Annotated in this window: 24 protein-coding genes; 11 read left to right on the top strand and 13 right to left on the bottom strand. The window is 60.8% G+C overall.

From position 1 onward, the window contains the following. Nucleotides 1-68 precede the first annotated feature (68 nt). Nucleotides 69-1,079: a DUF2891 domain-containing protein gene (locus tag JMY24_RS16410; protein ID WP_201702439.1), complete on the bottom strand. Its 1,011-nt coding sequence runs from the start codon at nucleotides 1,077-1,079 to the stop codon at nucleotides 69-71. A 301-nt stretch (nucleotides 1,080-1,380) separates the two neighbouring features. Between JMY24_RS16410 and JMY24_RS16405 the strand changes: the two genes are divergently transcribed. After that, nucleotides 1,381-1,641 (top strand): hypothetical protein, encoded by a 261-nt coding sequence (locus JMY24_RS16405; protein WP_236597419.1) that lies wholly within the window; start codon nucleotides 1,381-1,383, stop codon nucleotides 1,639-1,641. A 54-nt stretch (nucleotides 1,642-1,695) separates the two neighbouring features. Here JMY24_RS16405 and JMY24_RS16400 read toward each other — a convergent pair whose 3' ends face one another. Beyond that, entirely contained in the window at nucleotides 1,696-2,625 is a 930-nt protein-coding gene (locus tag JMY24_RS16400) for a LysR family transcriptional regulator (protein WP_128596543.1), read from the bottom strand. A 152-nt stretch (nucleotides 2,626-2,777) separates the two neighbouring features. Here JMY24_RS16400 and JMY24_RS16395 point away from each other — a divergent pair, with 152 nt between their 5' ends. From JMY24_RS16395 to JMY24_RS16385, 3 genes are all read left to right on the top strand, one after another. Next, nucleotides 2,778-3,647, top strand: coding sequence for an amidohydrolase family protein (locus JMY24_RS16395; protein ID WP_128596544.1), 870 nt, complete (start codon nucleotides 2,778-2,780; stop codon nucleotides 3,645-3,647). A 144-nt stretch (nucleotides 3,648-3,791) separates the two neighbouring features. Then, nucleotides 3,792-5,093, top strand: coding sequence for a dicarboxylate/amino acid:cation symporter (locus tag JMY24_RS16390; RefSeq protein ID WP_201702437.1), 1,302 nt, complete (start codon nucleotides 3,792-3,794; stop codon nucleotides 5,091-5,093). 124 nt (nucleotides 5,094-5,217) lie between these two features. Further along, nucleotides 5,218-6,303 carry a porin gene (locus JMY24_RS16385; RefSeq protein WP_201702435.1) on the top strand — a complete coding sequence of 362 codons (1,086 nt, stop codon included), beginning with the start codon at nucleotides 5,218-5,220 and terminating at the stop codon, nucleotides 6,301-6,303. Nucleotides 6,304-6,348: 45 nt separating this feature from the next. Here the strand turns inward: JMY24_RS16385 and JMY24_RS16380 are convergent, their stop codons facing one another. Continuing rightward, complete coding sequence (locus JMY24_RS16380; protein ID WP_128596546.1) at nucleotides 6,349-7,500, bottom strand: MBL fold metallo-hydrolase; 1,152 nt, start codon at nucleotides 7,498-7,500, stop codon at nucleotides 6,349-6,351. Nucleotides 7,501-7,583: 83 nt separating this feature from the next. Here JMY24_RS16380 and JMY24_RS16375 point away from each other — a divergent pair, with 83 nt between their 5' ends. After that, entirely contained in the window at nucleotides 7,584-8,198 is a 615-nt protein-coding gene (locus JMY24_RS16375) for a TetR/AcrR family transcriptional regulator (RefSeq protein WP_128596547.1), read from the top strand. 343 nt (nucleotides 8,199-8,541) lie between these two features. Here the strand turns inward: JMY24_RS16375 and JMY24_RS16370 are convergent, their stop codons facing one another. The 3 genes from JMY24_RS16370 to JMY24_RS16360 all read right to left on the bottom strand — a co-directional run bounded on the left by JMY24_RS16370 (nucleotide 8,542) and on the right by JMY24_RS16360 (nucleotide 10,377). After that, entirely contained in the window at nucleotides 8,542-8,919 is a 378-nt protein-coding gene (locus JMY24_RS16370) for a hypothetical protein (RefSeq protein ID WP_164853678.1), read from the bottom strand. Next, nucleotides 8,897-9,313 carry a cupin domain-containing protein gene (locus JMY24_RS16365; RefSeq protein ID WP_128596548.1) on the bottom strand — a complete coding sequence of 139 codons (417 nt, stop codon included), beginning with the start codon at nucleotides 9,311-9,313 and terminating at the stop codon, nucleotides 8,897-8,899. The genes JMY24_RS16370 and JMY24_RS16365 overlap by 23 nt, the downstream gene beginning before the upstream one ends. Nucleotides 9,314-9,414: 101 nt before the next feature. Then, nucleotides 9,415-10,377, bottom strand: coding sequence for a LysR family transcriptional regulator (locus JMY24_RS16360; RefSeq protein ID WP_128596549.1), 963 nt, complete (start codon nucleotides 10,375-10,377; stop codon nucleotides 9,415-9,417). A 164-nt stretch (nucleotides 10,378-10,541) separates the two neighbouring features. Here JMY24_RS16360 and JMY24_RS16355 point away from each other — a divergent pair, with 164 nt between their 5' ends. Then, on the top strand, nucleotides 10,542-11,147 hold the full coding sequence (locus tag JMY24_RS16355) for a peroxidase-related enzyme (RefSeq protein WP_128596550.1): 606 nt from the start codon (nucleotides 10,542-10,544) through the stop codon (nucleotides 11,145-11,147). A gap of 23 nt (nucleotides 11,148-11,170) precedes the next feature. Here JMY24_RS16355 and JMY24_RS16350 read toward each other — a convergent pair whose 3' ends face one another. Beyond that, a complete protein-coding gene (locus JMY24_RS16350) occupies nucleotides 11,171-12,421 on the bottom strand; it encodes an MFS transporter (RefSeq protein WP_201702434.1) in 1,251 nt (416 codons plus the stop codon). A 177-nt stretch (nucleotides 12,422-12,598) separates the two neighbouring features. Next, complete coding sequence (locus JMY24_RS16345; protein WP_128596552.1) at nucleotides 12,599-13,525, bottom strand: LysR substrate-binding domain-containing protein; 927 nt, start codon at nucleotides 13,523-13,525, stop codon at nucleotides 12,599-12,601. A 252-nt stretch (nucleotides 13,526-13,777) separates the two neighbouring features. Here JMY24_RS16345 and JMY24_RS16340 point away from each other — a divergent pair, with 252 nt between their 5' ends. Next, nucleotides 13,778-14,506 carry a DUF899 family protein gene (locus JMY24_RS16340; protein WP_128596553.1) on the top strand — a complete coding sequence of 243 codons (729 nt, stop codon included), beginning with the start codon at nucleotides 13,778-13,780 and terminating at the stop codon, nucleotides 14,504-14,506. Nucleotides 14,507-14,542: 36 nt separating this feature from the next. On the opposite strand, the gene JMY24_RS16335 is transcribed toward JMY24_RS16340, so the two are convergent. Both JMY24_RS16335 and JMY24_RS16330 read right to left on the bottom strand, forming a co-directional pair. Continuing rightward, nucleotides 14,543-16,516: a putative bifunctional diguanylate cyclase/phosphodiesterase gene (locus JMY24_RS16335; protein ID WP_128596554.1), complete on the bottom strand. Its 1,974-nt coding sequence runs from the start codon at nucleotides 16,514-16,516 to the stop codon at nucleotides 14,543-14,545. 181 nt (nucleotides 16,517-16,697) lie between these two features. Beyond that, nucleotides 16,698-17,081, bottom strand: a complete 384-nt coding sequence (locus JMY24_RS16330; RefSeq protein WP_128596555.1) for a hypothetical protein — start codon at nucleotides 17,079-17,081, stop codon at nucleotides 16,698-16,700. A gap of 350 nt (nucleotides 17,082-17,431) precedes the next feature. Here JMY24_RS16330 and JMY24_RS16325 point away from each other — a divergent pair, with 350 nt between their 5' ends. Further along, nucleotides 17,432-17,710 carry an HU family DNA-binding protein gene (locus JMY24_RS16325; protein ID WP_006049832.1) on the top strand — a complete coding sequence of 93 codons (279 nt, stop codon included), beginning with the start codon at nucleotides 17,432-17,434 and terminating at the stop codon, nucleotides 17,708-17,710. A gap of 176 nt (nucleotides 17,711-17,886) precedes the next feature. Here the strand turns inward: JMY24_RS16325 and JMY24_RS16320 are convergent, their stop codons facing one another. The 3 genes from JMY24_RS16320 to JMY24_RS16310 all read right to left on the bottom strand — a co-directional run bounded on the left by JMY24_RS16320 (nucleotide 17,887) and on the right by JMY24_RS16310 (nucleotide 20,854). After that, on the bottom strand, nucleotides 17,887-19,005 hold the full coding sequence (locus JMY24_RS16320; protein ID WP_128596556.1) for a 3-deoxy-7-phosphoheptulonate synthase: 1,119 nt from the start codon (nucleotides 19,003-19,005) through the stop codon (nucleotides 17,887-17,889). 117 nt (nucleotides 19,006-19,122) lie between these two features. Further along, entirely contained in the window at nucleotides 19,123-19,980 is an 858-nt protein-coding gene (locus tag JMY24_RS16315) for a DUF72 domain-containing protein (RefSeq protein ID WP_236597417.1), read from the bottom strand. A 118-nt stretch (nucleotides 19,981-20,098) separates the two neighbouring features. Then, a complete protein-coding gene (locus JMY24_RS16310) occupies nucleotides 20,099-20,854 on the bottom strand; it encodes a TetR/AcrR family transcriptional regulator (RefSeq protein ID WP_128596560.1) in 756 nt (251 codons plus the stop codon). 281 nt (nucleotides 20,855-21,135) lie between these two features. On the opposite strand from JMY24_RS16310, the gene JMY24_RS16305 reads away from it, so the two are divergent. From JMY24_RS16305 to JMY24_RS16295, 3 genes are all read left to right on the top strand, one after another. Next, the gene (locus tag JMY24_RS16305; protein ID WP_128596557.1) at nucleotides 21,136-22,317 is read left to right on the top strand and encodes an isovaleryl-CoA dehydrogenase; all 1,182 of its coding nucleotides are present in this window, start codon (nucleotides 21,136-21,138) and stop codon (nucleotides 22,315-22,317) included. Nucleotides 22,318-22,414: 97 nt separating this feature from the next. Next, nucleotides 22,415-24,022, top strand: coding sequence for a carboxyl transferase domain-containing protein (locus JMY24_RS16300; protein ID WP_128596558.1), 1,608 nt, complete (start codon nucleotides 22,415-22,417; stop codon nucleotides 24,020-24,022). A 28-nt stretch (nucleotides 24,023-24,050) separates the two neighbouring features. Continuing rightward, entirely contained in the window at nucleotides 24,051-24,836 is a 786-nt protein-coding gene (locus JMY24_RS16295; protein ID WP_128596561.1) for an enoyl-CoA hydratase/isomerase family protein, read from the top strand. The last annotated feature ends 1 nt before the right edge of the window (nucleotide 24,837 follow it).

The following is a 24,837-nucleotide window of genomic DNA, read 5'->3' as shown; positions in this document are numbered from 1 at the left end:
TTGTGGCCTGATTTGTAGGCCCACCGCGAATCTGTTTGCAGACCGGACATATCCGGCCTGCACCCGGATCATGCTTCCAATGCGAGCGTAGCGAACGTGCCCAGCCAATGCTCGCCCATGTAGTCTCCCGCCACATGAGGCAGAGCGCTTTGCAAATGCCGCTCGGCCGAATCGAACAGCACTGTGCGCCGTATGTCTCCCGCCGGCAGCGCGCGAGCCACCGAGCGTTGGCACCATGCGCGGCTTAGATTGAGGCCGTCGAGGTGAGCAATCTTGCCGTCGGTGCGATCAGTCACGGTAACCGGTTCGAACAGCGTCGCGGGTTTCTTCGCACCGAGCTCGGGCAGAAAGCGGCCGAACCAGTCTACGAATTGAGCGGGCGGCAAAACACGCCGCATCAACTCCGCTTCCATTAGCGAAGGCGACAGAAACTCGTCGCCCGCGGGCTCCCATGCCTGGCACCCCACGTCGTGCAAAAACCAGCGCTCCGCGGTACTGACGATCAGCGCTTCGAGCTGGCTGTGCGACGTTTGCCGCGCGAAATCCAGCGTGAGTGCAAGCGCGAACGCCATGTTGAAATGCGTGCCGACGCGTAGCGGATAGGTGGCTTTGGGCAGGAACGTCTGGAAGCGTTCGACGAAAACTTCGGTAAGCGGCGCGAAAGTTCTCGACCACCGTGCAGCGTCAGACAGCTTCAACGATTGCAATTGCGCGCTGAGCGCGAGCAACCATGCCCAGCCATACGGCCGCTCGAAGCCCAGGTTGTGCGGCAAGTCCAGATAAGCGCGCTCGCCGGCCACGTTCGCCGCGGTAAAGTGCTCGTCGACCACCGCGACGATACGTGCTGCTTCCGGCAAGTCCGGAAAGCGCTCCATCAGATGAAGAACCAACCAGTAACCGTGCACGCACGAATGCCAGTCATAGCTCCCATAAAAAATCGGATGCAATGCACGGGGGCTTTGCACGTCCTCGGGACCGGCGAGCGAATGCGTAAGTTTGTTCGGATATTCGCGCGTGAGGTGGGCGAGCGCAAGGTTGGCGAATTTCGAAGCTAATTCGCGAGTGAGCAGGGCAGTCATCGGCAGTTCCTCGAAAGCGGAATACGAACAGGCTACTAGTATCGTATTGGCGGCCGACAATAGCAAAGCGGCAAGCGATGCGCGCCGCCCGATGCCCTCCGGGCAATGTCGTCGCAGCGGCCGGAATGGCGCGATGTTGGCCGATGTTGGCGTTTGCAGCCGCGAACGGAAGGCAATTTCTGCTAAAGCTGCACTTAAAAATTTCTAACGCGTACCGGAAGGGGCGAGAGCCGAAACGGACAGGCAAGGGATATTCCTTTCGAGTCCTTTGCGCCGCTCTTTTACTCGGTATGCGCGTGCTATGGTCGCTTTCCAAAATAAGCAATGTGCTGACCATACGAAGATGGAGCAGTTCTTTATGCGGCGTATTAGTGCCGTCAATTTCCTGCTGGCGCGCCGGCGCATGTGCCTCGACAAGATTGCGGCCGCAACCAGCGGCGACGTGCAACTCCAACGCGAAGTCGAGTTTCTCGAACGCTTGGTACTCAACGTTCGCGCGGGCCGGCTCGGCACATTCGAATTGGCCCATGCAAAAGCCGTTGCCGTGGTGATTACAGATTAGCGATTTAAAAGTACTGCAAGCGCTACGGCTCAGACCTCCGGCTCTATTGCCTTCTTACTTGCTGCGCACAGCACTGTAGAGAGGCAATGCCCGCTCTTCGAGCATTGCAATCGCCTGGACCGCCAGTTGCGACAGCGTATGCTTGCTGCTCGTCGCAATAGCAAGGCGGCTGAATAAAGTCGGCTCGGTAATGCGGATCACGCGAAAGCGCCGTTTGAGCGCGTCGCTCACGGTTGCGTTGAGCGGCAGCACTGCGTAGCCGATGCCTTCGCTGACCAGATCGAGAATCGACGACACCGCATCCACTTCCAGTTCGATGTTGAGCCTTACTCCTTGCTCGGCCGCGACCGATTCGAGCATGCGCCGGATCGCATGCATGCGCCCGGGAATCACCAGCGGATAACGTGGAATATCGCGCAATGCGATTGCCTCCACCGGCTCGCGTGCGAATTCCGCTTGTGCTTTACTGTCGTCAGCACCGATCAGAAAGAGCTCTTCTGTGAATACGGTGCGTTTGTCGATCAGCGGTGTATCGAACGTGTCGTAAAGAACTGCGGCGTCGACACGACCCATCATCAGCCATTCGATCAGGTAGGTCGACAGACCTTCTGCAACGGAAATGGTCGCGCCGGGAAACGACGTGCGAAAGCTGCGCACCAGTTCGTTGGTCGCGACCTTCGCGAAGCTCGGCGTGCTGCCAATGCAAAAATGGCCGCCGACGGTGCCACGCAACTCGTCCAGATCCTGTGACGCGCGCTGAACCTGCGAGAGGATCCCTTTCGAATGAGCCAGCATTCGCTGACCGGCGGGCGTGAGCGCGACGCCGCGGCCATTTCGCTCGAGCAGCGTGTGACGCAATTCCACTTCCAGTTGCCGCACGAGCCTGCTCAACGCGGGCTGGTTGGTGTCGAGCGTAATCGCGGCGCGCGTGAAGCTGCCGAGTTCGGCCACATGCACAAACGCTTCCAACTGCTTGAGGTCCATGGCGGGAGGTATGTGTAATTCACATATCAGCTAGTTCGGTATAGAGATTGTATCGAGCGGCGCTCCCCGCCACAATCGGCTTACCCCAGCTTACCCGCCAAGTTACATAGAGAGCCGCGCCGCGCGGCCACCCTGATAGAGACGACGCTTCCATGAAATCCTGTTTGCCGCCCGATCCCCATCCTGTCCGGCCCGCACAGCAATTGCCCGCCGGCGCCTGCGACGCGCATTGCCATGTTTTCGGTCCCGCCGGGGTATTCCCGTATGCGCCCGATCGCAGCTACACGCCGCCCGACGCGCCTTTCGAGCAACTGGTCGCGTTGCATGATTTTCTCGGCCTGAGCCGCGGCGTGATCGTACAGGCGAGCTGTCACGGCACCGACAATACCGCGATGCTCGATGCGATAGCGCGTGGCAACGGACGTTATCGCGGTGTCGCGATAGTCGACGGCGATGTGACCGACGCCCAACTCGCCGAGCTCGACGCACGCGGCGTGCGGGGCGTGCGCTTTAACTTCGTCGCGCATCTCGGCGGCGCGCCGGATCTCGACGTGTTTGACCGGGTACTGCAACGGATCGAGCGGCTGGGCTGGCATGTCGTGCTGCATCTGGATGCGCAGGATATCCTGCAGTACGCCGAGCGGATCGCGCGCATCAAGGTGCCATTCGTGATCGACCACATGGGCCGCGTGCGCGCTGAAGCAGGCCTCGATCAGGAGCCGTTCCGGCAACTGCTCGAGCTGATGCGCAATCCGCTCGCATGGGTCAAGGTCTGCGGTTCGGAGCGTGTATCCGCAGGCCGCCGACCGTTCGACGATGCGATTCCGTTTGCCCAAACGCTGATCGAAGCCGCGCCCGACCGTGTGCTGTGGGGCACGGACTGGCCTCATCCGAACATCAGCAAGGACATGCCGAACGACGGCGAACTGGTCGATCTGCTATTACGCTTCTGCCCGGACGAGGCATTGCGTGAAAAACTGCTGGTCACGAACCCCGCGCGGCTTTACGGCTTCAACGTGTAGTTGCGGCTGCAATCATGTCCTGAACTGCCGCGTGAGACGGCAGGCATGCGGAGAGCGACACTTATCGACTTTCCGCTAATCAATTTCGATGGAGACAAAGATGACCGTAACCGATTCCCGCGTTTACCGATTGGGAGCGGCTTCATGAGCGAGAGTGCCGTCATGACCTCGTCCGTGCCGGGCGCGAAGAAGCCGTTTTACAGAACGCTCTATTTCCACGTGTTCGTCGCAATCATTATCGGCGTGCTGCTCGGGCATTTCGCTCCCTCGCTCGCCGTGAAAATGAAGCCGCTCGGCGACGCGTTCATCAAGCTCATCAAGATGGTCATTGGCCCGATCATCTTCTGTACTGTGGTGACCGGCATTGCCGGAATGGGCGACATGAAGAAGGTGGGGCGAGTAGGTGGCAAGGCGCTGCTGTACTTCGAGATCGTGTCGACGCTCTCGCTCGTAATAGGGCTTGTAGCAGGGCACATTTTTCACCCCGGCAGCGGCTTCAATCTGAATCCGGCCACCATCGACACGAAAGCGCTGACCGGTTACACGACTGCCGCACATCAGCAAAATACGGTCGAGTTTCTGATGCATATCATTCCCGACACCGTCACAGGCGCCTTTGCGTCGGGCAATGTGCTGCAGATCCTGCTCATTTCAGTGCTGTTCGGCGCGGCGCTTGCCGCGACCGGAGAGCGCGGACGGCCGCTGATCGCGATGATCGACTACTTTGCCCATACTTTTTTTGGCATCGTTCACATCATTATGAAAGTGGCGGCGATCGGCGCGTTCGGCTCCATTGCGTTCACGATCGGCACCTACGGAATCGGCGCGGTTGTGCCGTTGCTGAAGCTGATTGGCGCGTTCTACGCGACGCTAGCCGTATTTGTGATCGTGGTGCTCGGCGCAATTTCGCGGCTGCTCGGTTTCAGCATTCTGCGATTCATGAGCTACATACGTGAAGAGATTCTGATCGTGCTCGGCACGAGTTCTTCAGAGGCCGCGCTTCCGCAGATGCTTGAGAAGCTCGAGCGCCTCGGCTGCTCGAAGTCGGTTGTTGGACTCGTTATTCCGGCGGGCTATTCGTTCAACCTCGACGGCACGAACATCTATCTGACGATGGCCGTGCTGTTCATTGCCCAGGCGTTCAACATCGAACTCAGCCTGACGCAACAGTTGACGCTCGTGGGCGTGGCCATGCTGACGTCGAAAGGAGCAAGCGGCGTGGCGGGTGCTGCGTTCGTGATGCTCACTTCCACGCTGCTGGTTTTTCCGCTGATCCCGGTGTCCGGCATGGTGCTGATTCTCGGCATTCACCGTTTCATGGGTACAGGTCTCGCGATTGCGAACACGATCGGCAACGGCGTTGCCACGCTCGTAGTTTCCGCGTGGGAACACGAACTCGACCGTTCGAAGCTGAATGCGGGCATGTCGCGCCGACGAGCGGATTGACCGCATGAACTGACCATATAGCCGCTGTAAAACACTAGAGATCGTTCTGACTGCGTGCGCATACGCGCACGCGGCAGGGGCAGCTTGCGCTCAAAAAATACAAACTGGTCTGGAGACACAATCCATGTGCATAAAAACAAATGGCATGCGCCACGGGGCACGCTTTAACGCAACAAGCATTGCAACGGCCCTGCTCGCGTTAGTAAGCGGCACGGCGAACGCTGATTCTTCGCAAGCCGCGGCCGGCGCTGCGTCGTTATCGACTTCGTCGGTTCAGATGTACGGCTTGATCGGCATGTATATCGACAGCGCGAAACTCAGCACAACGCGCGCAAGCACGGTGCAAATGGGCGGGGGCGGAATGACCACATCGTTCTGGGGCATCCGCGGCCGTGAAGATATTGGCGGCGGTAACGCGGTGATCTTCAGCCTCGAAAGTTTTTTCCGGCCGAACACCGGACAGATGGGACGCAACACGACCGACGGACTCTTTTCGCGCAACGCCTACGTTGGACTCACCGGCGCATACGGCACGTTCAAGTTTGGCGAGCAAACCAACCCGACGTATATCAACCAGCAACTTGTCAATCCGTTTGGCTCTTCGGTGGTCTTCTCGCCATTGATCGTGCAGTCGTACACGGCGAGCTACAACAATACGGTGATTGGCGATACCGTCTGGCAAAACGCAATCGAGTACGTATCGCCGAGTTACGGCGGGCTGACGGGCACCGCGATTTATAGCGTGAGCAGCACGACGGGGCATCAGGGGCGCGACAACGTCGGCCTGCATTTGACGTATGCGAACGGACCGCTGACGGCAGTGTTCTCTGCGCAGCGCGTGCGGACCGCGGCGGTCGCGCCGTCGACGGGACAGTACCTTTACCTCGCCGGCGCCGCGTACGACGCGAAGTTCATGAAGGTCTACGGCGCCGCGCAAATGACGAGTAACAACAACGTTGAAACCGGCTCTCACACTTATGAACTGGGCCTTTCCGTTCCGCTCACGCCGTCCAATGTGATTCTCGCCGAGTGGGCGCGCACCAAACACAGCGCGCCGCTAGACCGCAGCAATGTGCGCAATACGGCGAGTCTCGCCTACGAATACATTCTTTCCAAACGTACCTACGTGTACACGGTGTATTCATACGACAAGCTCACGGCCAATCCTTCCGGCAGCACGTATGGCGTGGGCATCCAGCATACCTTCTAGATGGGCTGCGGAACTCCGCTAAGTGAAGTCCCGCGTCACGCTGCTTCAGGAGTTGGCACGGCCTGCGCTGTTGCATGAGAACAGGCGTGCGAACGAACGTGCGATGAAGCCCTGCGATGGCTGCGGTGCCTTCACCGGCTCGACGACATTGCGCCACCAACGCTCGCCTCGATGCGGCGCGGCGAGGTCGAGCCGCTCGCCCATGCGCGGGGTCGAAAGCGCGATGCCACGAGCGGCGGCGAGCCCCAGCACTCGCTCGAATGGCTCGTACCATCTGTGCATCGCCAGATCGAACGTGCCATTATGAATCGGCACAAGCAAGCGGCCGCGCAAGTCGATATGCGCCTGGACGGTGTCGTCCGGCTGCATGTGGACATACGGCCATTGCGCGTCGTACGCGCCGGTTTCGACGAGCGTCACGTCGAATGGCCCGAGGCGTTCGCCGATGATCCTGAAGCCGTCGAAGTAGCCGGTATCGCCGCTGAAAAACACGCGCAGATCGTCGTCGACGATGACCCACGACGCCCACAACGTGCTGTTGCCGTCGAACAGGCTGCGTCCCGAGAAGTGCTGGGCGGGCGTCGCCGTCAATGCCATGCCGTCAATTTCAGCGCTTTGCCACCAGTCGAGCTGGCGCACCTTGCTCGCGTCAATGCCCCAGTCGATTAGCCGGTCGCCCACGCCGAGCGGCGTGACAAACACCTTCGTCGTAGCGGCAAGCGCGAGCACCGTTTCCCGATCCAGGTGATCGTAGTGATCGTGCGAAAGAATCACGCCGGCAAGCGGCGGCAAATCGGCAAGCGCGATGGGCGGCGCATGAAAACGCTTCGGGCCGAGACGCTGGAACGGCGATGCACGTTCGCCGAATACCGGATCGGTCAGCCAGAATCGACCGCGCAGTTTCAGCAGCACCGTTGAATGGCCGAGCCGGTACAGGCTGCGGTCGGGCGCGGTATCGAGCTGCTGCCGCGTCAACGTGTCGACGGGCAGTGCGCCGGCCGGAACGGTTCCCTGCGGCTTGTTGAGCAGCATATTCCACGCGATGCGCAAGGTTTTGCCGAATCCTTCGACGGGACGTGGCTTGACGTTGCGAAAGCGCTCGCCGTCGTGCTGCGCCGACAATCCGGACAGCTCGCGCCCGCGCTTCGCCGCGGTGAAACCGAGTGCACGGCCGATGGAATCGATGAGCGCTGTCATGTGTGACGTCCTGACGTGGAAAGTAGACTGGGTAGTGTAATTTATAATCTGGAAAAGTAAACCGCCCAGTGTAAAATTTCCGGATGGACCCAAGCCTCACTCATCAACGCCTGACCGACCGCAAGCGCGTCGCCGTGATTTCCGCGGCTATCGAAGAATTCCTCGCGGCCGGCTTCGACGCCACCAGCATGGACCGGATCGCCGCGCGCGCAAATGTCTCGAAGCGCACCGTCTATAACCATTTCCCGAGCAAGGAAGCGCTATTCGCAGAGATATTGCGGCAGTTGTGGGACGCGAGTCATTCGGGCGAGGCGTTCACTTATCGGGCGGCTGCGCCTTTACGCGAGCAACTGATCGAACTGTTGATGCGCAAGCTCAGGCTGATGAACGACGAGGCGTTTGTGGCGCTGGCGCGCGTGGCTATTGCCGCGGGTATTCATTCGCCCGAACGCGCGCGCGATATGGTGGCGCGCCTCGGCGAGCGCGAGGAAGACCTGACCGTGTGGATCCGTGCGGCCGCCGCCGATAAACGTCTGCGGATTTCAGATCCCGTGTTTGCCGCGCATCAATTGCAAGGGCTCGTGAAGGCATTCGCTTTCTGGCCGCAGGTGACGATGGGGCAGTCGCCGCTTAGCAAGACCGAACAGCAGGCAATCGCCGACTCAACGGCCGATATGTTCCTCGCGCGCTATGCGTGAATGAATGCCGATCCGCTTGAAGATGCGTTTCGGGCTGTCCTCGAACGGCGTCTTCAACTCTTCAGAACGGGCGCAAGTCATGCATGCGTGACGAGTATGCGTGGCCGTCTTTACCCTGAAATGCGAACTCCTAAGCAATATGATCGCCTGCGCGAGGATGCACGGGCAATCGCGCAGTGAGACAGATGGTCGTAGCGAGACGCATGTCGCGTGATCGTTGCCCGTTTTTTACATGGGATTGCAAGTTGTACCGGGACAGAAGACAGCCGCGTTTTATGACGCGTCTTGCGTTCGCATGCGGATCGTCGTTCTCGCTTGCAGTGACCGACGCCCGCACGATTTGTCAAAGCGGTTGCGCTTTGCCGACGACCAGAAGTGCGACGCTCCCGACCAGTGTGGAGATGATGATGGAACCAGTGCTGAGGAAGGTAATGACCGCCGTGTTGATCGCGGCGCTGGCAGGCGGCACCGTGGGGTGCAAGCGCTCGGGTTCGAACGATACGGCCGGAACCGCGGGCACGGGCGGCCCCGCTGCCATGAGCAGCGGCCCGGCGGCACCCATGGGCGGTGCATCGGCCGCAAGCCAGTAAGCCGGCGCCGCAAGCATTCGCCTCGCGATATCCCGGCATTTCGGTGCGACCTTTGTTAAGGCCGGCGTGTGCCCGATGGCGCGTCTCACCGCGCCGATGGCCACGCCGTCATGCATCCCCGGCAGGATCATAAGGCACGACGCGTTCGTGTTCGTCCGGCTGATTGCGCGCGACTATCGCTCTTGCTGCGACTGTGTCGTCCAGATTGAACGGCTGATGCGGCACGCCCGGAGGAATAAAAAGGAAGTCGCCGGCTTCGGTAATCACCGACTCGCGCAAGCCGGGACCGTAGCGTGTCTCGACTCGCCCTTCGAGCATGTAAATCGCCGTCTCAAAGTCGGCGTGATAATGCGGTTCCGCATGGCCGCCGGGCGGCACTATGACCATGTACATCGACAATCCAGCGGCTTGAGCCGTGCCTCGTGAAATGCCGACAAAATACGGCAAGCGCTGGCTTGTCGTGATCGCCTCGTCCGGGCGGACCCTGACGACCGTTCGCTGTGCGTCGTGCAAAACGTTTGACATGGCGGCTCCTTTGCAACAGCGGGAAGGTTCGTCGTTGTCCGCGTTGTGAAGCAAGTCTAGACGATAGATGCGCCGCTTTCGAACCTGGAGCGGAGCAGCAATCAAGTCGGCGATGCGCGTTTCTGCCTGCCGCGCGGCGTGGCTTTCGCACTCAGCATGTCCTTGTCTCGCGCCAACGCCTCGCGCAAACGCGGTACCGCGAAATCAATAAAACTGCGTGTTTTCAGCGGCAGTTTTCCTTGCCCCGTATGCATGATGCTCACTGGTATGGGCTCGGGTTCGAAGTCGCGCAGCACCAGCTTCAGCTTGCCTTCGTCGACGGCTCGCGCCGCCTGGTACGACAGCACGTTGGTCAAACCGACCCCGGCGATGGCGGCGTCGATAGCCGCCTCCGCCGTATTCACCGACAGCCGCGCATGAATCGGAACGGCTTCGCGTGTGCCTTGGCTTTTGGCGAAGTTCCACACGGCGCCCGAAGGCAGCGAATCGAAATTGACGCACGAAAAGCGCACGAGATCGGCGGGTGTTTCCGGCTCGCCCGCTTGCGCGAGGTAGTGCGGACTCGCGCAAACCACGCGGTTCACCGTGCCGACCTGCGTCGCGACCATGCTGCTGTCGGGAAGCTTGCCGATGCGCAGCGCGACCTCGATATGTTCGTCCAGCAGATGCAGGTTGCGGTCGGCGAGCACGAGCCGCACGGTTATCTCCGCAAACGTCGCGAGAAAGTCGCTGACGATGGGCAGCATATGCAGCCGCCCGAATACGATAGGCGCCGTCACGACAAGTTCGCCGCGCGGCGTGCTGTATTCGCCAGCTGCGGCGCTTTCCGCTTCGCTAACCTGCTCGAGAATCTGCTTGCACGCGGCGAGGTAGGCTACGCCCGCTTCGGTCAGCGTGAGCTTGCGCGTCGAGCGTACAAGGAGACGCGCGTTCAGATGCGTTTCCAGTTCCGCGACTTTGCGGCTGACGGTGGGCAGCGGCATATGCAGCTTGCGGCTCGCAGCGGAGAAACTGCCGGTTTCAGCCGCGGCTACCAGAATCGACATTGCTTCAAGACGGTCCATGAATGCGCGCGCTCATCGAGTATGAATCGATGGAAAATACCGGATTGCAGCGACTCCTGGAAGAGCGCGGACGCGTTTATGCGAAACGGGCTCGCGCTGTACTCGGGAAATGCTGGCGAGCGCTACAATCGTCATGACATATAGCGCTATAACGGAGACACAGCATGGCCAATCTTCAACCAATCAGCCGCTACCCGGTGCCCGATCCGAGCGAATGGCCCGACGACATCAGCGCACGCATTCTCGAAGTGCAGCAAAAAGCCGGGTTCGTGCCGAATGTATTCCTGACGCTTGCGCATCGGCCCGATGAGTTTCGTGCGTTCTTTGCGTATCACGATGCATTGATGCTGAAAGAAGGCGGCCTCACCAAAGGCGAACGCGAGATGATCGTGGTTGCCACCAGCGCGGTGAACGATTGCCTCTATTGTGTGGTCGCACACGGCGCGATTCTGCGCATCTACGAAAAGGCGCCTCTGCTCGCGGATCAGGTGGCCGTGAACCATCGCAAGGCGGACATCACCGCGCGGCAGAAAGCCATGCTCGACTTTGCGTTGAAGGTATGCCGCGAATCGGGCTGCATCGACGATGCCGACTTCCAGACGTTGCGAGAACATGGATTCGCGGACGAAGACATCTGGGACATTGCCGCGATTACAGCGTTTTTCGGCTTGTCGAACCGCATGGCGAATGTGATTTCCATGCGCCCCAACGACGAGTTCTATTTGATGGGGCGCGTGCCGAAAGCCGCTTCCGATTCACCGCAGAAATAAACCTCTCCCTGCTTATGCAGTACTCATGCGCTCGCCGGTTCTGAACGAAGTGCGGGCGTGCGTAGTGCGGTGTCGTCAATTGGAAAGTGCAGCAGTGCGGCGACAAGACCGCTCGCTACGGTCGCTTGCCACAGCAGAGAATACGAGCCCGTCAGGTCGAAGACCACGCCGCCCAGCCACGCGCCGAGAAACGATCCGATCTGGTGGCTCAGAAAGCAGACACCGAACAGACTCCCGAGATGGCGCGTACCGAATACTTTCGCAACGAGGCCGCTCGTCAGCGGAACGGTGCCGAGCCAGGTGAGGCCCATGACGGCCGCAAATACCACTACCGTCAGGGCACTTTTCGGTAGCAGAAAGAATGCGCCGATCGTCACGCTGCGAATCAGGTATAGCCAGCCAAGCACGTAATGCTGCCGGAACCGGCCGCCTAACCAGCCGCACGCCCAACTGCCGATCATGTTGAACAAGCCGATCAATGCAAGAGCGGTCGCGCCGAGTCCGATGGGCATATGGCATAGCGACAGATAGCCTGGCAAATGCGTGGCGATGAACGCAAGTTGAAATCCACAGGTAAAGAAGCCGAGTGTGAGCAACCGGTATCCGCGATGCTGGGCGGCTTGAGCAAGCACGCTGCGTAGCGGCGCGAGCGGCGGCTCAGAAAGCGGTGCTCCGGTTCGTGCGCGCCGGTCCAATACGATGCCGAGCGGGGCAACCATCAGCATCAGGAAAGCCAGCACGAATAGCGACGTGGCAATGCCCGCGTTGAGCCTGATGCCCTGAACGAGCGGGACCATCAGTACCTGCCCGGCGGACCCTCCCGCGCTGACTAGGCCCATTGCCATGCTGCGTTTTTCCGCCGATGCCACGCGGCCGACCGCCGGCAACACGACGCCGAATGTGGTGCAACTTACGCCGATGCCCACCAGCAGGCCCATGCCGACGATCAACATCGGCCCGCTCGGCGCGACGGCCGCGAGGCCGAGGCCCGCCGCGAAAGTCGTCGCGCCGAATGCGACCACCGGCGCGGAACCGTAGCGGTCCGCAGCTGCGCCCGCGAACGGTTGCGCGAAGCCCCACACCAGATTGTGCAGCGCAATTGCGAACGCGATGAGCGTGACGGGCAAACCTCGATCGAAAGAAAACGGCCCTATGAATAGCCCGAACGTTTGCCGGATTCCCATTGCCGCGCTGAGAACGAGCGCGGCGGCGAGAATGACGAGCGTCGTGTGATTGAACGCGGGCGCAAAGCGTTTGCTGTTGGCAGTCGACATGGTTCTGATCTCCTTCGACACAATGGTCGCAGCGAGCATCGGAAGCCGCAAAAGAAAAGTTTTTGACGACAGGTGAGCGCCGCTCACCTGTGCGATCGGTAGCGGGTTGAACGACCCGGAAGCCGAGTAAAAGCTTGTGTGCGCCAATCGGCGAGATCAGGCGAGTATCAATAGCCTCTATTGCGGTGCGTGCGCGCCAACGCTTGAGTCGCACGAAAACTGCCCGGCCTCTGCGAGCATCCATTGCCTGAAGTCGAGTAGTTCCGGCCGACGTTGCGCGTCCTCCGCGCTAACGAGCCAGTAGGCAGTGGACGAAGCGATCGTACTGGAAGCCGCTTCGACGAGCGCGCCGCTCGCGAGGTCGCGATCCACCAATGGCCTGCGACCGAGCGCAACGCCGAGGCCCATGCTTGCAGCTTCGAAGGCGAGCTGGATCGTGTCGACACGAAAGCCTTCGCTGGGATCGACTCCTTCCATGCCGGTGGCTTCGAGCCACGCCTGCCAGTCTTCGCTCGCGGCATTCACGTGAATCAACGTGGCCTTGCGCAATAGCGGCGTGCCGTGCGTATCACGCAGCGACTCCAGATAGGCGGGGCTGCATACAGGGACGAGTTGTTCTCCAAAGAGCCGCGCCCACGCAGTGCCGGCGACAGGCGCACGGCTCATGCGGACCGCGAAATCGAATCCGTCCACCGGAAAGCCCACCTGGCGGTGCGATGTATCGACAGTCACATTCACATGTGGCCAGCGCGCCCTGAAATTCTGCAGGCGTGGCAACAGCCAGCGGGACGCAAACGTCGGGGCGCAACTCAGGGCAATGGGGCGGTTCGCGCGATGGTTCGGCAGACGCTGCGTGCCGATAGCAATCAGCGAAAATGCCTCTGAAACGTATGACAGATAGTCCGCGCCGCTGGCAGTGAGCGAAATACCGCGAGGCTCGCGCACGAAGAGTTCAACGCCTAGCATCTGCTCCAGACCGACGATTCCGTGACTGACCGCACTCGGCGTAACATTCAGTTCGGCGGCGGCGAGCTTGAAACTTTGATGTCTGCCGGCTGCTTCGAAAAAGCGAAGCGCAGGCAAAGGCGGTAGACGAAGCGGCATGTTGCATCTCCCCAGGCGGCGCAGCGCGCGCGGGGCCACGTGGCTGCTGTTTCGCGACAGCATACCGCGTCGCGCCGGTCATAACGCGTGGTTTCCGTTGCAGTGCGCAAAGGCCTGGGCAGACGGAGTGCGGAAAATGTTCTCGCGCCGCTGTCGATTCGCCGCGGCCTAGATCGTCGTGTATGTATGTGGGTGGCGGGGCGCAGAGCGCGCGCTACGCACTAGTCCTTTTCCTCGACAGGGAGATTGCACATGACTGAATCGAACGAAGCAGCACCGGCCCTGAAGCCGGCCCGCGAACTTGCGGACTCGCCGCGGCGCTTTCCCGGCGAAAGCGCCGAGTATCGCCGCGCGCGCAATGATCTGCTCGCTGAAGAAATAGAACTGCGCCGCCATATCGAACGCGTTGCCGCGCAGCGTCGCGCGCTGCCGCCTGGTGGCATCGTACCGGAAGACTACCGTTTTGAAGGTGAGAGCGGCCCCGTCACGCTTTCCGAAATGTTCGTCAGGCAGGATACGCTCGTCACGTATAACTGGATGTTCGGTCCCAGGCGCGAGCGGTCTTGCCCGATGTGCACGTCGCTCCTGAGCGCCTACGACGGCGAAATGCCCGACATGCTGCAGCGTGTGGCGTTCGCAGTGATCGGCCGCTCGCCGATAGAGAAGCTCGTCGCCTTCGCCAAAGAGCGGGGCTGGCGCCATTTGCAGTTGTATTCGTCGGCGGACAATACGTTCAATCGCGACTATGCAGGCGAAGATCCGGATGGCGACGACGTTCCCGCGTTCAACGTTTTCACGCGATCCGGCGGTACGGTACGGCACTTCTGGGCAGAAGAGATGGGTCCGTGGACCGCCGACCCCGGCCAGGATCCGCGCGGCGCGCCCGACGTGATGCCTCTGTGGACCGTGCTGGACATGACGCCCGACGGTCGTGGCAGCGACTGGTATCCGAAACTCGAGTACAACGCAGCGCCGCGTTAGCGCTGCTTGCGCGGCGCCTCTTTGCGGCCGTTGTGATCACCGGGGCGCGTCTTCCATGCGGCTTTGCTCCTGCGCTGCCTGCAAATAGCTCGAGACGGCGCCCGAACGCATGGGCCGGCTGAACAGGTAGCCTTGCACCGCGCGAGCGCCCAGTGCCTTGACTACTTCCGCCTGCGACGACGTTTCGAGTCCTTCGACCACGCATTCGAGCCCGAGGTTCTTGCACAGGTCGAGCACCGATTTGACAATCTTCTTCGATGCGCTGTTCGAATCCACGTCGGTCATGAAACTGCGGTCGATCTTGATCGAATCGAACGGCAGACGGTGCACGTAACTGAGGCTCGAATAACCGGTGCCGAAGTCGTCGAGAGAAACGCGGCAGCCGGCCTGCTTGATCATCGTGAGGGCCGAGCGCGCTTGCTCGAAATCGCGAGTGAGCGCAGTTTCGGTGATCTCGAACGACACGCGATGTGGCGGCACGCCGCTCGCCGCGACAATGTCGATCAGGCGGCGGGCGCGCGCGGACGTCGAAATGTCGATTGCGGAGAGATTGAACGACAGATAGAGCTCGCTCGGCCAATGCGGCACTTCGGCGAGCGCCTTGTGTAAGAGCACTTCGGTTATGCGCAGAATGATTTCGGTCCGTTCAGCGATCCGGATGAACTCCTCCGGCTTCACGGCGCCGAGCCTCGGGTTGTGCCACCGCCCGAGTGCTTCGAGACCGATCGTTCGCATGGTGACGACATCGGAAATCGGTTGAAACTCCAGAAAGAGTTCCGATTCCAGTTCGGCGTGCCGCAACTCCTGCGTGACGAGGCTCGAACGTCGAATGCGTGTTTCGTGCTCGGTCGAGAAGATCACCGCCGTGCCGCGCCGGCTCTCCTTGCCGACGTAGAGCGCCGCGTCCGCGCGCTCGAATACTTGCGTAACGGTTGTGCCCGCATCCGGGAACGCTGCCCAGCCAATCGTGCCCGACAGTTCCGCAATATTGCCTGCCACCTGATACGGTTGACTCAGCGAGTCGCAAATGCGCTGGCCCAGTTCGAATAGCGTCTCGTTCGACTGCGTGTGCTGGGCGAGCACGCCGAATTCGTCGCCGCCGAGCCGCGCGAAGAAAATGCCGGGCTCGGCCAGCGCGAGCAGCCGCAAGCCGACTTCCTGCAACACGAGGTCGCCGCTTGCATGGCCGTAAATGTCGTTGACCTGTTTGAAGCCGTCGAGATCGATGAGGCCGACATTGAATCCGCCGCCGGTGGCAAGCGCCTGTTCGGACAGCGCCCGCAGCGACGCGAAGAAGCTGCGGCGGTTGGGCAGGTCGGTCAGGCTGTCGATGCTCGCGAGGCGAAAATTTTCGTCGCTGAGCCTTTGGGTTTTCTCCTGGCTTGCCTGCAATTCGCGCTGCGCATACACGACGCCGGAGAACGTCCGGTGATACAGCTCGATGATGAAAGCCAGCGCGAGTCCGACGAGCGTCATGTCGATCGCCATCGCGATGAACACCGGCGACCCCGTAAAGACGAGGAACGTCGAAAAACTTAGGATCACTATGGACAGAAGCAGCAATGCGGCCACGCGCAGGTGCATCAGGCAGAACACGCAGCCGACCACGGTAGTCGCCATGTAGAACGCAACCTGCGCCTGTTCGTACGCGGTGCCGTACGGCAGCAGCATCAGCGACCAGGTGGTGAAGGCAATGCCGAACGTGCTGGAGAGCCAGACGAGCTTGCGCGCCTCGTGCACGGCCTTATCTTGCGTCAACACGCGATGCCGGGCGCGCCACCACCGTATGCATCGCACGACGCATAACGTGCACAGCGCGCCCGGCGCGTAAATCGAAAGCCATGCCGGCGCACTGTGCAGGTGCGTGACCGTGACCGCCAGCGTGTTGACGAACAGGATGAAGTAAAGAAGCGGAATCTGGCGGCCCACCGCCTGGAACTGCGAACGCACAAGATCGGGGTCTCTTTCCGCCCCGGACAACGCTTGCCTCAATCTGGCTATTCCAACCATTCCTGTCCCTTAACGTTTGCGCCGCATACGCAGCCTGGTATATCGGCATATGCCGATCAGACCTTGAGTGCGTTAGATGGTTGTCTTGCATTGGCCGTGGTCCGGTAATTAACACCTGCCGAACGGTCGGTGGCAATGCGCTCCTAGGTCTTGATGGGTAACTTTGACCTTCGGGCGGCCTTCAAAGCTTGGGGCAGGACAGCACGCGCAATGGGCCAAGTGTCGTGCCCGGTTCGCCGTGCACGGCCTGGCTGCCTTGGGCAGGAGTGGATATGAGGCGCACTGCATTGTCGCCGGCATTCGCCAGCACATAATTTTCGGCGCTGTTTTCGGGCTGCCAGTAAGCGCGAAACACGCCGTTCTCGCCGAATACAAGCAGCTTGCCGTGCACCGTTTTCGCGCCGCTAATCAGGTCGACGGGTTCACCGTCGCGCACCTGGAACGCCTGGAGTGCGGTGGAATTCGTCGTTCCCGCTAGCGTCGCGCAGGCGTTTTCATCGGCCGAGGCGGTCGTGCAAGAGAGCGCGCCGACGAGCGCACATGTTGCTATATGGCGAATATTCATCTTTTTCTTTCTCCCAATTGCTGATTCAAACTCGCGCGGCGCTGGCCGAACGACGGTAGCCGGTCGAGCAGTCTGACAGAGCAAAAATTTGTCCACGACCCTTTTGGCTCGCGCTAAAGCACTGAAATTGCAACGGATTGTGATACGCGAGCTATGGCGGTCAAGCGGGAGATACACGTAAGCACGCGATTCTTAGGGCACTTTGCCGAACAAAATCGTCAAATCGGCTGTGGGCGGGTGATACAAGGCTTACACGCAGGGTTTGCGCGAAAGCGCGCCTATGCGTTAGTGTGTCGGTCCCGGCGCGACAGATGTAGCGCCGGTTCCATGATTACCATACGGGAAGTGCTATGAACAAACAGGAACTGATTGATGCAGTCGCCGCAGCAACGGGCGAAAGCAAAGCGGCCACCGGCCAAACCATCGACGCTATCGTTGAAGCGGTGACCAAAGCCGTTGTTGGTGGCGATACGGTGCAACTGGTCGGTTTCGGTTCTTTCTCGACCGGCGCGCGCGCAGCACGCGTGGGCCGCAATCCGTCGACGGGTGCCGAGATCCAGATCGCCGCAGCCAAGACGGTGAAGTTCACCGCAGGCAAGGCGTTCAAGGAAGCCGTCAACGCGTCGTAATGCAACGCGCTTCACGCCGGAGCATCCGCAATGCGCTGTCATGGCGCGGCGCGAGCGATGCCTCGGGTGTGAGGAATCACGCGCTGCCCAGCCCCGGTAGGACGAATCCATCGGCGGATGGCGCGGCGCGTGTGCCGGCTTGGCTTGCCTCGCAGTCGTATTGAGCGTGTCCGCGATCAGCCCGCGCGGCGTTTGCGGGTCGCGTCGGCAAGTGTCTCGAGCACGGGTTCCGTTTGCGCCCAGCTTACGCAAGCATCCGTAATCGACACGCCGTAACGCAGCGGCTCTCCGGCCTTCAGATCCTGACGGCCTTCTTCCAGATGACTTTCAAGCATGACGCCGATAATGCGGCGCTCCTGCGCGGAAAGTTGTTGCGCTACATCCTGCACCACATCCAGTTGACGCAAATGCGATTTGCCCGAGTTCGCATGCGAGCAGTCGATCATCACCTGTTCGCGCAGACCCGCTGATTTGAGCGCGGCACAGCTCGCGGCGACCGATGCGCTGTCGTAATTCGGTCCCTTCTTGCCGCCGCGCAGAATCACATGGGCGTCGTCGTTGCCGCGCGTTTCGAAGATGGCCGCCATGCCCATCTTGGTCATGCCCATGAATGCGTGGCTGGCGCGCGCGGCCACGATCGCGTCAGCGGCGATCTGTACGCCGCCGTCTGTGCCGTTCTTGAAACCGATCGGACAGCTGAGCCCCGAAGCCAGTTGACGATGACTCTGGCTTTCCGTTGTGCGCGCACCGATTGCGCCCCACGCGATCAGATCGGCGATGTACTGCGGACTCAGCAGATCGAGGAATTCGGTGGCAGTAGGCAAGCCCAGGCCGTTGATGTCGAGCAGCAATTGCCGCGCGAGACGCAGGCCTTCGTTGATACGGAAACTGCCGTCCAGACGCGGATCGTTGATATAGCCCTTCCAGCCCACCGTGGTGCGCGGCTTTTCGAAGTACACGCGCATGATGATCAGCAGCTCGTCTTTGTACGCATCGGCCGCGGCCTTCAGCTTATGTGCGTATTCGATCGCCTGGTCATGGTCATGGATCGAGCAGGGCCCGACGATCATCACGAGCCGGTCGTCGCGTTCGTGCAGGACGTCGGCGATTTCCGCGCGTGTCTTTTCAACGAGCGATTGCACCGTGGCGGGCACGGGCAATTCGTCCTGCAATAGAGCAGGGGAAATCAGCGGGCGGACCGCGCCGATGCGAACGTCGTCGATGCGCGTAGTGTCCTGCGTGGCGTCGGCCGAGCCGACTTCCCGGTCGTGCAGAGGATTGTCGATGGCGCTCAAGGTATTCTCCCGGACTTTCGATGTGAGTTGGCCTCGCGGCCTTGAATGTGGGTGTCGTTGCGTGTGGTTCGCTGCCGGGATTATGACACTCGCATGCCGCCGCCGAAACGGCGCCGGTCAAAGCCGCTCGATCAACGCCATTGCAGCGGCCGGATTGCGTTCCTTGAAGCCGCTGATTACGTAGAGGTAAACATCGCGCGCGGCTGCTTTTGCGGGCGGTTCCGCGCACGTTTCCAGGTCGCCGGGCGTCGTGCCCGCAGCCAGTTGGCGCGCGCGATCGACCCATGCGTCGATCGCTTTCGTCGCGTAACCCTTGGCCTGTTTATCCGTCGTGCCCATAATGCGCGCGTAGACGAACGGCGCGGTGATGTCGGCGATTTGCGGGTAGTCGCTGTCGCCGGCCAGCACGACTGCGACCTTGTATTTGCGTGCTAGTGCGATGAATTCCGGTGTCTTGAAGCTGTCGTTGCGCACTTCGATTGCATGCCTAAGCTTTATACCTTCGATGCTCGCCGGCAGCAGTTTCAGAAAGGCCTCGAAGTCTTCGCTGTCGAACTTCTTGGTCGGCGCGAACTGCCAGTTGATGGGGCCGAGCTTCTGTTTGAGCAGCAACACGCCGCTTGCAAAGAAACGTTCGATGGTCTCGCCGGCCTCCGCGAGTACTTTACGGTTGGTCGAGTAGCGCGGCGCCTTCAGCGAAAAGACGAAGTCGTCTGGCGTTTCCTGATACCACTTTTCATAGCTCGCCGGCTTTTGCAAACCGTAAAAGGTGCCGTTGATTTCGATTGAACTGAGATGCCGGCTCGCGTACTCGAGTTCGCGGCTTTGCGTGAGATCTTCTGGGTAGAACGTGCCGCGCCACGGTGCATAGGTCCAACCTCCTATGCCGATCCTGATGTTGCTGGACTTCGCGGCTTTCGTGGTCTTTGCGCTCGTTGAAGATTTTGCGGCTTTCGCGGGCTTGAGATCTGCCACCTGGTGTTCTCCTTTTGGCTGCGCTTTATCTACCATGAGACCGGTAGATTAGCGTTTTTTTCGCCGCCAGACAGAACTCGCGAGAACAGGAATCAGTGGAAAAGAAAAACGCCAGACGCTATTCGCCGCTCGCCGGATCGGCGTTGCGCGCAGCGGCCTCACGCGTGGCTTCCTCGAAACGACGGTTCGCTTCGGCCACTTCCGCTCTGAACTGTTGCAATGCGTTCACCGCAAGGTCGGGAGGCGTCAACGCGGCCCACAGTACGTCGATCAACTGGTCCGCGGTTGCTTCGATGTCGGTATGCCGGTTCGCGAGCGTCGCGTCCCACAACACATGTTCCATTGGCCCGAACACCATGGAGCGCAATAAACGCAAAGGCATGTCCGCGCGAATCTGGCCGCTTTCCTGGCCTTGAGCCAATACGCGCATTAGCGGTGCGGTGTAGCGGCGCTGCAATTCGGTCAGCGCCTCGCTCAACTCGTGGTGACGCGCGCGTCCTTCCGACAACACCAGCGCGCAAAGGTCGGTGCCGTTCACGAGCATCAGCCGCAAATGCGTCCGCACGATAAACGCGAATTGCTGGCGCACGGTGCCGTCGCGCGGCAGCCCGGATTCGATCGCGTCGATGATCTCGTCGTACCAGTCGCCGATAACCCGCGCGCACAACTCGCGCTTGCCGCGAAAATAGCTGAAGACGGTCGCCTCGGAAACGCCCAGGCGTTGAGCGATCTCCGCGGTCGTTGCGCGTTCATAGCCCTTTTCGGAGAACACGTCGCGGCCCGCCTGGAGAATCTCTTTCACCCGCTGCTGCGACTTGCGCCCGGCGGGCTGGCGGCGCGACGCGGGCAATTCGGCCTTCAGAGCAACCGTCATATGAGTGGAAGTCAAGTTTCTGGAAGGGTTCGAATGAAAAAACCCGATTGAACCGATGCTATCACAGCATCCGTGCCCATGAACCAATCGAATCGATTTCTGAGTCGCACTCAGAAATACCTATTGACGCTTACGTAAATCTAGCGTGAAATTCGCCTTGAACGTCGCGCGCCTCGGGTACGGTGAGAGACGCGGTCCATCTGGCCGCCGCCGTCCGCCCGGCCGCACTCGAATTCGCCGGCATCATTGTCCGGCCGCCAATGAACTCTGGAGACACCGCAATGAGCAACCTGCCCGGTTTGCAATTCCCGCTCGGCGAAGAAATCGAAATGCTGCGTGACAGCATCGCGGGATTCGCTGCGAAAGAAATCGCGCCGCGTGCGGCGGAAATCGATCGCACGGACCAGTTCCCGATGGACCTGTGGCGCAAATTTGGCGATCTCGGTGTGCTCGGCATGACGGTCTCGGAGGAATATGGCGGCGCCAACATGGGTTACACCGCGCATATGGTCGCGATGGAGGAGATCTCGCGCGCATCCGCTTCGGTCGGTCTCTCATACGGCGCGCATTCGAATCTGTGCGTGAACCAGATTCATCGCAACGGCACCGAGGCGCAAAAGCAGAAGTACTTGCCGAAACTCGTGTCGGGCGAACACGTCGGCGCGCTTGCAATGAGCGAGCCGAATGCGGGTTCGGACGTGGTCAGCATGAAGCTGCGCGCCGACAAGAAGGGCGACCACTATGTGCTCAACGGCACGAAGATGTGGATTACCAACGGCCCGGACTGCGACACGCTGGTCGTCTACGCGAAGACCGATGTCGAAGCGAATTCGCGTGGCATTACCGCGTTTATCGTTGAGAAAGGCATGAAGGGTTTCTCGGTTGCGCAGAAGCTCGACAAGCTCGGCATGCGCGGCTCGCACACGGGCGAGCTCGTGTTCCAGGACGTGGAAGTGCCGCAGGAGAACATTCTCGGGCAATTGAACGGCGGCGTTAAAGTACTGATGAGCGGCCTCGACTACGAGCGCGCGGTGCTCGCTGGCGGCCCCACCGGCATCATGGTCGCGGTGATGGACGCGGTAGTGCCGTACATTCACGACCGCAAGCAGTTCGGTCAGTCCATCGGCGAATTCCAGCTGATTCAAGGCAAGGTTGCCGATCTCTACACCACATTGCAGGCATGCCGCGCGTATCTCTACGCGGTCGGCCGTCAACTCGACACGCTCGGCACCGGGCATGTGCGCCAGGTCCGCAAGGATTGCGCGGGCGTGATTCTGTACACGGCCGAAAAGGCTACATGGATGGCGGGCGAAGCGATCCAGATTCTCGGCGGCAACGGCTATATCAACGAATATCCGGTCGGGCGCTTGTGGCGCGATGCGAAGCTGTATGAAATCGGCGCGGGCACGAGCGAAATCCGCCGCATGCTGATTGGCCGCGAGCTGTTTGCCGAGACTGCGTAAGCGCTCACGCGCCAACTTCCAAACAAGCGGCATGGGATCGCAGTGAGCGCTAAAGCGCCGACTCCGATTCTCCGATCGACACAGGAGAAGCCACGCAATGCCGATCATCGAATCCAAGCTGAACCCGCGCTCCGACGACTTCCGCGCGAACGCGGCGGCGCTCGAAGCGCTGGTCGCCGATCTTCGTGCGAAGGTCGAACAGCTCGCGCTGGGCGGCGGGCAGGCAGCACGCGAAAAACACACCGGGCGCGGCAAATTGCTGCCGCGCGAGCGCATCGAGAAGCTGCTCGATCCGGGCACGCCGTTTCTCGAGTTCTCGCAACTCGCAGCCTACGGCATGTATAACGACGACGCGCCGGGCGCGGGCGTGATCACCGGTATCGGACGGATCGCGGGCCACGAGTGCGTGATCGTCTGCAACGATGCGACGGTCAAAGGCGGCACGTACTATCCGGTCACGGTCAAGAAGCACGTGCGCGCGCAGGAAATCGCCGCGGAAAACCACTTGCCGTGCGTGTATCTCGTCGATTCGGGCGGCGCGAATCTGCCGAATCAGGACGACGTATTTCCCGACCGCGACCACTTTGGCCGCATCTTCTACAACCAGGCGAATCTGTCTGCAGCGGGTATTCCGCAGATTGCCGTCGTAATGGGCTCATGCACCGCCGGCGGCGCCTATGTGCCGGCCATGAGCGATGAATCGATCATCGTGAAGAATCAGGGGACCATCTTTCTCGGCGGTCCGCCGCTCGTGAAGGCCGCAACCGGCGAAGTGGTCAGCGCGGAAGACCTCGGCGGCGGCGACGTGCATACGCGTCTGTCGGGCGTGGTCGATCACCTCGCGCAGAACGACGCGCATGCATTGGCGATTGCGCGCAGCATCGTCGGCAACCTGAACCGCACGAAGCATGTGGCGCTCATGTTGCAGGAGCCGAAGCCGCCGCGCTACGACGTGAAGAGCATGTACGGCGTGATTCCGGTGGATACGAGAAAGCCGTTCGATATTCGCGAGGTGATCGCGCGCATCGTCGACGACTCCGCATTCGACGAATTCAAGGCACGCTACGGCACCACGCTTGTGTGCGGCTTCGCGCATATCTGGGGGCATCCGGTCGGCATCATTGCAAACAACGGCATTCTGTTTTCGGAGTCTGCGCTGAAGGGCACGCACTTTATCGAACTGTGCTGCCAGCGCAAGATCCCGCTCGTGTTTCTGCAGAACATCACGGGCTTCATGGTGGGCCGCAAGTACGAGAACGAAGGCATCGCACGTAACGGCGCAAAGATGGTAACGGCGGTGGCCACGGCGAAGGTGCCGAAGTTCACGGTGATCATCGGCGGCTCTTTCGGCGCGGGCAATTACGGCATGTGCGGCCGCGCGTTCTCGCCGCGTTTTCTGTGGATGTGGCCGAACGCGCGCATTTCGGTGATGGGCGGCGAACAGGCAGCGTCGGTCCTGGCCACGGTCAGGCGCGACGGTATTGAAAGCAGAGGCGGTTCATGGAGCGCCGACGAAGAAGAGGCCTTCAAACAGCCGATTCGCGAGCAATACGAGCATCAGGGCCATCCGTACTATGCGAGCGCACGTCTGTGGGACGACGGCGTTATCGATCCGGCGCAGACACGCGACGTACTCGGTCTCGGTCTGTCGGCAGCGATGAATGCGCCGATCGAAGATACGCGCTTCGGCGTGTTTCGGATGTGACGCAGCATCACGCATGGGAGCCGCCACGATGCACTATGAAACACTGAATGTCGAATTCGCCGGGCACGTTGCAACCGTTACGCTGAATCGCCCGGATGTGCGCAACGCGTTCAATGAAACGATGATCGCGGAACTCACATCGGCCTTCACGGCATTGAACATACGCGACGACGTGCGCGCGGTCGTGCTGGCCGCGAACGGCAAGGCTTTTTGCGCGGGCGCCGATCTGAACTGGATGAAGAAGATGGCCGCCTACTCCGACGAGGAGAACCGCGCCGACGCGATGCTGCTCGCGAACATGCTGTCGTCCATCTATCGCTGCAGCAAGCCGGTGATCGCTCGCGTGAACGGCGACGCATACGCGGGCGGCATGGGACTCATCTCGGCATGCGACATCGTGGTGGCGGTGGAAAATGCGCGCTTCTGTCTGTCGGAGGCGCGTCTCGGTCTGATTCCGGCGACTATCGCGCCGTACGTGGTTCGCGCGTTGGGTGAGCAGGCGTCGCGCCGCTATTTCATCACCGCCGAGCAGTTCGACTGTGCGACGGCGCTGCGCCTTGGGTTCGTCGGCGAAGCGGTCAGCGCCGGGCAATTGGATGCCACCGTGCAGCAGATCGCGCAAACGCTGTGCGCGAACGGTCCGCAAGCGGTGCGCAATTGCAAGCAGCTCGTGCAGGACATGGCGGGCCGCGAGTTGAACGATGCATTGATCGAAGATACGGCCGCGCGTATCGCGCGCACGCGTGCCGGCGCGGAAGGCCGCGAAGGCGTCGCATCGTTCCTTGAAAAGCGCACGCCGGCCTGGCGTGATTGAA

Source organism: Paraburkholderia kirstenboschensis (assembly GCF_904848585.1).
Classification (GTDB): domain Bacteria; phylum Pseudomonadota; class Gammaproteobacteria; order Burkholderiales; family Burkholderiaceae; genus Paraburkholderia; species Paraburkholderia kirstenboschensis.
The sequence above is the reverse complement of the archived record's forward strand: the minus strand, read 5'-3'. Positions and strand labels throughout refer to the sequence as shown.